Origin of the sequence: Psychrobacter sp. TB20-MNA-CIBAN-0197 (assembly GCF_040309765.1) — a bacterium.
Classification (GTDB): domain Bacteria; phylum Pseudomonadota; class Gammaproteobacteria; order Pseudomonadales; family Moraxellaceae; genus Psychrobacter; species Psychrobacter submarinus.
The window spans coordinates 19,799-27,215 of record NZ_JBEOPC010000040.1; the positions used below are offsets into that span (position 1 = coordinate 19,799).

Annotated in this window: 4 protein-coding genes; all 4 read right to left on the reverse strand. The window is 43.2% G+C overall.

Going from position 1 to position 7,417, the window contains the following annotated elements; translation table 11 throughout:
* Window positions 1-93 precede the first annotated feature (93 nt).
* On the reverse strand, window positions 94-2,370 hold the full coding sequence (rnr, locus tag AAEY83_RS11580) for a ribonuclease R (RefSeq protein ID WP_025645236.1): 2,277 nt from the start codon (window positions 2,368-2,370) through the stop codon (window positions 94-96).
* Window positions 2,371-2,560: 190 nt separating this feature from the next.
* Entirely contained in the window at window positions 2,561-3,796 is a 1,236-nt protein-coding gene (locus AAEY83_RS11585) for a toxic anion resistance protein (protein ID WP_025645238.1), read from the reverse strand.
* A 230-nt stretch (window positions 3,797-4,026) separates the two neighbouring features.
* Window positions 4,027-4,548, reverse strand: a complete 522-nt coding sequence (infC, locus tag AAEY83_RS11590) for a translation initiation factor IF-3 (protein ID WP_037059002.1) — start codon at window positions 4,546-4,548, stop codon at window positions 4,027-4,029.
* A gap of 5 nt (window positions 4,549-4,553) precedes the next feature.
* Window positions 4,554-6,488, reverse strand: a complete 1,935-nt coding sequence (gene thrS / locus AAEY83_RS11595) for a threonine--tRNA ligase (protein WP_025645242.1) — start codon at window positions 6,486-6,488, stop codon at window positions 4,554-4,556.
* Window positions 6,489-7,417: the final 929 nt, after the last annotated feature.

A 7,417-nucleotide genomic window follows, 5' to 3' on the forward strand; every position in this document is an offset into this window, starting at 1 on the left:
ATTAATGATAGCTAGAAACTAGAGACAAATAAAAAGGCTAACTTCGAGTTAGCCTTTTTATTTGTCTCTAAATTTATCAATTACCAAAGCTGCTTAGCTTTTCTTGCTATTACCTTTGCTTTTACTACTGCTACGACCATTGGTCTTTTTGACCGGACTCTTTTTGGAAGAGTCTTTCTTCGTTTGGTTCATCTGACTTGATTTTAATTTTTCTAACAGATCAAAATCAATTTGCAATAAGTCCATATTGACGCCAGCGACTTTGACTTTTACCGAGTCGCCCAAACCAAATACCGTACCTTTGTCCTTACCAATCAGCTGTTGTTGCTGCTCGTCATAGACAAAAAAGTCATCACCAACATTAGAGATGTGCACTAGACCATCAATAAACAAATCAGACAAAGTCACAAACAGACCAAAGTTTGTGACACTCGTGACTACACCTTCGAAGTCTTCACCGACATGATCTTTCATGTAGTGACACTTGAGCCACGACTCGACATAGCGTGAAGCTCTTTCCGCACGGCGCTCAGTATCTGAAGTTTGCGTGCCTGCTCCCTCCAAAGAAAAGTCCATAACCGGCTGCTGAGTCTTAGTAACTTTTGCTTTGATCGCGCGATGCAACATCAAATCAGGATAGCGACGGATCGGCGAGGTAAAATGGCTGTATTCATCGTACGCTAAGCCGAAGTGACCGATATTATCAGGCGCATAATTGGCCTGCATCATCGAGCGTAGTAGCATGCTATGAATGCTAATCGCATCAGGACGGTCTTTGGTTGCTTCAATCAGGCGCTGATAATCGGCCTGCGTCGGGCTCTCTTCTGGGAAGGGCAAACCGAAGTTTTTGGCGTATTCATGGATACGCATCGACTTTTCTTGATCTGGTTTATCATGATTACGGTACAGTACCGGCAGATCATGCTTGAGCGCAAAGTTTGCCGCGCAAGTATTCGCCAGCAGCATACACTCTTCGATTAGTTTATGAGCATCGCCGCGCGTACGCGGTACAATCGCTTTAATACCGCCTTCTTCATTGAACTTGATATAAGTCTCAACGGTCTCAAACTCCATAGCATGACGCTCTTCACGCTTTTTGAGCAGTAGATCATAGAGCTGATGCAAGGTATCGACAGATTTTTTGACCGCTTTATTACCTGTGAGCGACTTAGGAATACTGTCATCCTTTGGATCAGCAAAGTAGTCATTGACTTGGTTATAGGTCAGACGTGCTTGTGAGTTCATCACCGCCGGATAAAACTCATAACCGGTGACATTGCCAGCACGTGAGACTTTGATATCGGCGACCATACATAAGCGGTCGACATTAGGGTTCAATGAACATAAACCGTTTGAGAGTACCTCAGGCAACATCGGAATCACTCGGTGCGGGAAATACACCGATGTTCCACGCTCATAGGCCTCAACATCGAGCGGTGAGTTCGGCGTTACATAGTGACTAACATCAGCGATAGCGACTAGTACCCGGTAGTTACCGCCAGAGCGCTTCTCAGCGAACACGGCATCATCAAAGTCGCGTGCATCTTCACCATCGATAGTTACTAAAGGCAGACCACGCAGGTCAGTCCGACCTTTAGTGTCTTTTTCGGTGGGTTCTTTATAGTCATTGGCTTGCTTAAGCGTGGCTTCGCTGAACTCATGTGGAATATCATAATTGAGTAAAGTGGTCTCAATAATCAGCTCGCGATCGTTATCGTCATTGAGCACTTCAGTGATCTTGCCAGTCGCAAACTCATGCTGGTTTGGCCAATCAATGATATCGACTTTGACCGGATCGCCTTGTTTGACATTCAAAGCATCGACGTGGTCATCTGCCAAGGTAATAGGTTGATGACTGTTAGGGCTACCCAATTCTACGCAGTAACCTTCTTCATCTTTGGCAAGTGTTCCGATGAACTGATTTTGTTGACGCGAGGTGATATCGATAATACGGCCTTCAGTACGTCCGCGATTGTCCGTAGAAGTACCTATAGCCTCAACAGAATCGCCATTGAACACCCAACGCATCTGTTTTTCATGCAAGAAAAGATCTGGCATATCATTGAGCACCACAAAACCAAAGCCTTTTGGATGCGCTGAAACTGTACCGCTGACAATATCGTGCTGAGTCACTGGACGATAACGATAAGGTCGACCTTCACGATTGACTTGTCCATCACGCGCCATCGCTTTTAGACGATTACCTAGCGCATCGAACTGGTCAGGATCTTCGATACCGAAGATTTTAGCTAATGCTTTGTGCGTAACATCGCTATTATCACTAATCGTGCTCAGAATCAGCTCACGACTGGGAATAGGATTGTCATAGCGTTGTGCCTCACTTGAGGCGTTTGGATCATTCCAACTCATAAATTACCGTATCTATTTTTAAAATTATTAATAGGGGCTATCTTAACACGAACCAGTAGACAATATCTTACGTCAATTGTTTGTGTTAAGTGTGATAGCTATAGGGATACGCTCAGTTAATGAGCGTATCAGAAGTTTTTGACAGTAGAGACAGCTTGTAGAGATGAGCAGTTGCTTAAATAGTGCATTTTTAGATATCGATACCAGACTTATCTGCTATCTGTTTACTATCAAGCTCTTTTGACACTTCTAATACTGTCGTCTGATTCGATTTATCGAGGTATTTCTGCGCTTTGTCGACTTCACTGGTCAAAGTATTGACCGTCTGCTTCATGTTTTCAAGCGCTTCAACTTTATAATTACTAATCATATCCATCGTCTCATAGACATTATTGAAGGCGTTTTGTAATTTATCAAGCTCAATGGTGCTACTAGTGGCTTGCTCATGGATCTCACCAGACTGACGTTTGAGCATCTCTGAGGTCGACTCAATCAAGCTACTAGTCGTTTTATTAAGTGCGGTGATTTGATCGAGTACCAGTTTTTGATTGGTCATCGCCTGTGCTACTACGACGGCGGTGCGTAGTGCTGATACTGTCGTCGTCGTCGCGCGGTCCACGCCTTTGATCAGCTCCAAGTTATTTTTGCGAATGGTATCAAGCGCTAGATATCCTTGGACGTTAACCGCGAGTTGGGTTAAAAAGTCTGTGTTTTTTTGACGCACATAAAACAGCATCTCTTCTTTAATAATACGTGCTTTTTCAGGATCAGTCGCTTCTATAGCGTGAATCTTTTGTTCTAACTGCTCATCGATCTTTTTGCCGACATAGATGTACTGACGAATCGATTGCATCAGCTCCCACATATTGACTTTTTCTTGCTCAATCGTGGCATTGTCTTTGAGTAGCTCGTCTTTACCATTATAAAGGCTTGTGACGACGGCGTTAATATGCGACTGCGCGGACTCATATTGACGAAAGTAGTCTTGGACTTTATTACCAAATGGAATGAGGCCAAACAGCTTACGCGAGCTGGTCAATTGCTTTTTGCTTGGGTCTAAATCCTCCACAATGCCGCGCAGCTCCGTCAAGGATTTAGCAATGGGTGAGCTGTCAAATAAGCCATCGTTGAGACTTTTTGCAGGCAAGTCTAGCATGCGATTGGAGACTTGCGCGGACTCACGAATCTCTTTGGAGCCTAGGTTATGAATAGATTGCACGTTTTGCTGAAATTCAGGACTATTAGCAGAGTTAGTAAGCACATGATCAACAAAAGCATCGACCTTGGCATCCAGCTCTGGGATCTGGCTTTTATCGAGCTTGACCATTTGATCCGCTTCGCTGGTATCAACTGATTTGACTGGTTCAGGCGGTGTCAGAGAAATACTAGGAGTGGACGAGTTTTCAGGTGGCGTTAGTTCTTGCATAAAAAGTCCTATAATGGCTAAAGTGAATAATGCTTCTCAAATTTATAATAAAGTTATTGTAGTTATGATTTATCTTACACTTAAGGGCTCAGGTTTGCTTATCATTTCGGTTATAGTTTGATAAAAAAGGTTGCCAAAATAGGCTCTTAAAGCAAAAAACCACCAATACACGTACGCATATTGATGGTCAAAAAATACAAAGACGTTATAAAATGAGGGGCGCTATCGGCTTATTTTTTTCTAGTGGGGCCTAGTAGCATACCCATCTGTCGACCTTCCATCTTTGGCGGCTGCTCGACATTAGAGATCTCAGCGGTATCTTCGATGATGCGCTCAAGCTGTGCACGTCCAAGCTCTTGGTGTGCCATCTCACGACCACGGAAGCGAATGCTGACTTTAACTTTATCCTGATCTTCCAAGAAGCTGACGATTTTACGCAGTTTGACCTGATAATCAGCCTCTTCAGTACTCGGACGCAGTTTCATCTCTTTTAATTGAGTCTGCTTTTGGTTCTTCTTCGCCTCTTTTGCCTTTTGCTTTTGATCATAGAGGTAGTGCTTGTAATCCATGATCTTACACACGGGCGGTTTGGCATCTGGAACCAATTCGACTAAGTCTAAATTATCTTCACGTGCCGCATTTAGGGCAGTTTCGATATCAACGACACCCATCTGCTCGCCATCTTCTTTGACTAGACGGACTTCTTTGACGTTAATATCTTCATTAATATTTAAACGGTTGGACTGTTTAATAGGTATTACTCCTCATCTGTTTTTGGGGTCTGTCGGCCTTTTTTGCTGACAGCGGTCTGTACTAATGCTATAAAATCATCAACACTCATCACGCCGAGGTTCTCACCTTCACGTGTTCGGACATTGACACTGCCCGATTCAACTTCTTTATCCCCTAATACTAGCATATAGGGAATACGTTCTAATGTTTTCTCTCGTATCTTAAAACCAATCTTTTCGTTACGCAAGTCACTGACAGCACGAATACCTGCGTTTTTGAGCTCTTTTACCACATTTTCGCAAGCATCTGCTTGTTTATCGGTGATATTCATCACAGCTACTTGCTGCGGGGCAAGCCATACCGGCATCCAACCGGCGTAGTTTTCGATCAAAATACCGATAAAGCGCTCAAAGGAGCCAAGAATGGCACGGTGTAGCATAATAGGGGTTTCGCGCTCGTTTTGCTCATTGACAAATTCTGCATCAAGGCGCTCTGGCATATTCGGATCGACCTGAATGGTACCGCATTGCCAAACGCGACCTAAACTGTCTTTGAGACTAAACTCAATCTTAGGGCCATAAAACGCACCTTCACCCGGTAGATATTCCCAATCGAGACCTGAACTATCAAGCGCATCTGCCAGTGCTTTTTCGGCAAAGTCCCAAGACTCGTCACTACCAACGCGCTTCTCTGGTCGGGTGGAGAGCTTCATAATGATATTATCAAAGCCAAAGTCTTCATATACTGCCAAAGTTAGCTTAATAAACTCTGCGACTTCCTCTTGGATTTGTGCTTGTGTACAGAAAATATGCGCATCATCTTGAGTGAAGCCGCGTACTCGCATCAAACCGTGCAAGGAGCCTGATGGCTCATTACGGTGGCAAGAGCCAAACTCTGCCATACGCAGTGGCAGCTCACGATAAGACTTTAATCCTTGATTGAATACTTGCACGTGGCAAGGGCAGTTCATAGGTTTAACCGCATAATCACGGTTTTCGCTCGAAGTGGTGAACATATTGGTGGCATAGTTGCCCCAATGTCCCGAACGCTCCCACAAGCTACGATCAACGATTTGCGGGGTTTTAATTTCTTCATAGCCATTATCGTACTGTACCTTGCGCATATACTGCTCAAGGACTTGATAAATGGTCCAGCCATTAGCATGCCAAAACACCATACCCGGCGCTTGCTCTTGCATATGAAACAAATCAAGCGCTTTACCGATCTTGCGATGATCGCGCTTTTCTGCCTCTTCGATACGCTGGATATAAGCTTTTAAATCTTTTTTATCTGCCCACGCTGTACCATAGATACGCTGCAGTTGCTCGTTCTTGGCATCACCGCGCCAATACGCACCAGACATTTTAGTGAGTTTAAACACTTTCAAAAACCGTGTGTTTGGCACATGCGGCCCACGGCACATATCGACGTACTCTTGATGATGGTACAGACCAAAAGCCTCTTCGCCCGGCATATCGTTGATTAATTTAAGCTTATAGTCCTCACCGCGCTCTTCAAATATCTTGATCACTTCATCGCGTGGGGTTATCTTCTTTATGACGTCATAGTCCTGCTTTATCAACTGCATCATGCGTTTTTCTATCGCTTCCATATGCTCAGGCGTAAAAGGCGTCTCGCTATAGATGTCATAATAAAAGCCATCTTCGATCACAGGGCCAATAACCATCTTCACATCAGGGTAGAGCTGCTTGACCGCATGACCGAGCAGATGCGCGCAGGAGTGACGAATAATATCGACACCATCAGCATCTCTTGGGGTAACGATTTCAACCGCTGCGTCTTGGGTAATAGGGTCGGAGGCATCTACCAGATGACCATCTACGCGTCCAGCAACGGTCGCCTTGGCAAGTCCTGCGCCAATACTTTGCGCCACTTCCATAACCGTGGTGTTGCCTTCAAACTCTTTTACGCTACCATCGGGTAAAGTAATCGCTACCATAATCTATTCACCTTTTTGGGTCCTTTAGCAGTGATGATTGCAACCATCAATCATATGACCGTCAGACCGCATTAATTGTATTCACAAGTTGTGAGATATCGTTGTTGTATATTGGATAGGCACTACTCAATACGCTTATTATTTAGCTTCCTATATAGGTATAACTATTACAAAGCTCAATAGTAAGAAGACATTTATCAATAAGTGTTGCAAACTAGACTTTAAATACGGTTAAAGGCTAAAGTAAGCGTGCCATGCCATAAAGCGCTTACTATAGCAAAAACCAGCTATAAACACTAGATAGTAAGGGGTAGCGCCCTAAATTGTGCCTTATAACTATAGATTAAAACCAGCCATCTATAACCGGTAATATATAAGGTTGAGAGTCAATTACTTATCTATATAGGAATGACATAACAAAGTCTTCATAACCTTAGCTTTAACTATCAGGGTAAATAACACCGATGGCAGCCAATCGCGCAAACAACAGTACTAATAAAAAAGGTTAAGAGTACAAAATAAGTATTTTCACTTTAAGTTATTGATAATTATACATATACCTATAACAGTTCGAACCAAGCCAAAATAAACCCAAATTTAAGCTTGACGGCCAAACTAAACTGCGTATAATACGCCCCTATCGGAACGAGGAGCGGCACTGATACTTAGCAAGTTAAGCGATTAACGGTTAGGTTAGCAGCTAGCAAGTTTGATAAGAAGTTCAAATCTTTTAAGATAAAAACTTCAAATTAAATAAAAATACTTCTTGACTTCCAAAACAAACCGTCTATAATACGCACCTCATTAAGGGATAGGGCGAGATACAGACTAAATAATTTAGTTGAATCAAGGTCTTAACTTACTGAAACAAATTATAAAAAAGCTTGACAAACATAATTAACATGATATGATAGTCAGCTCGCTAATAA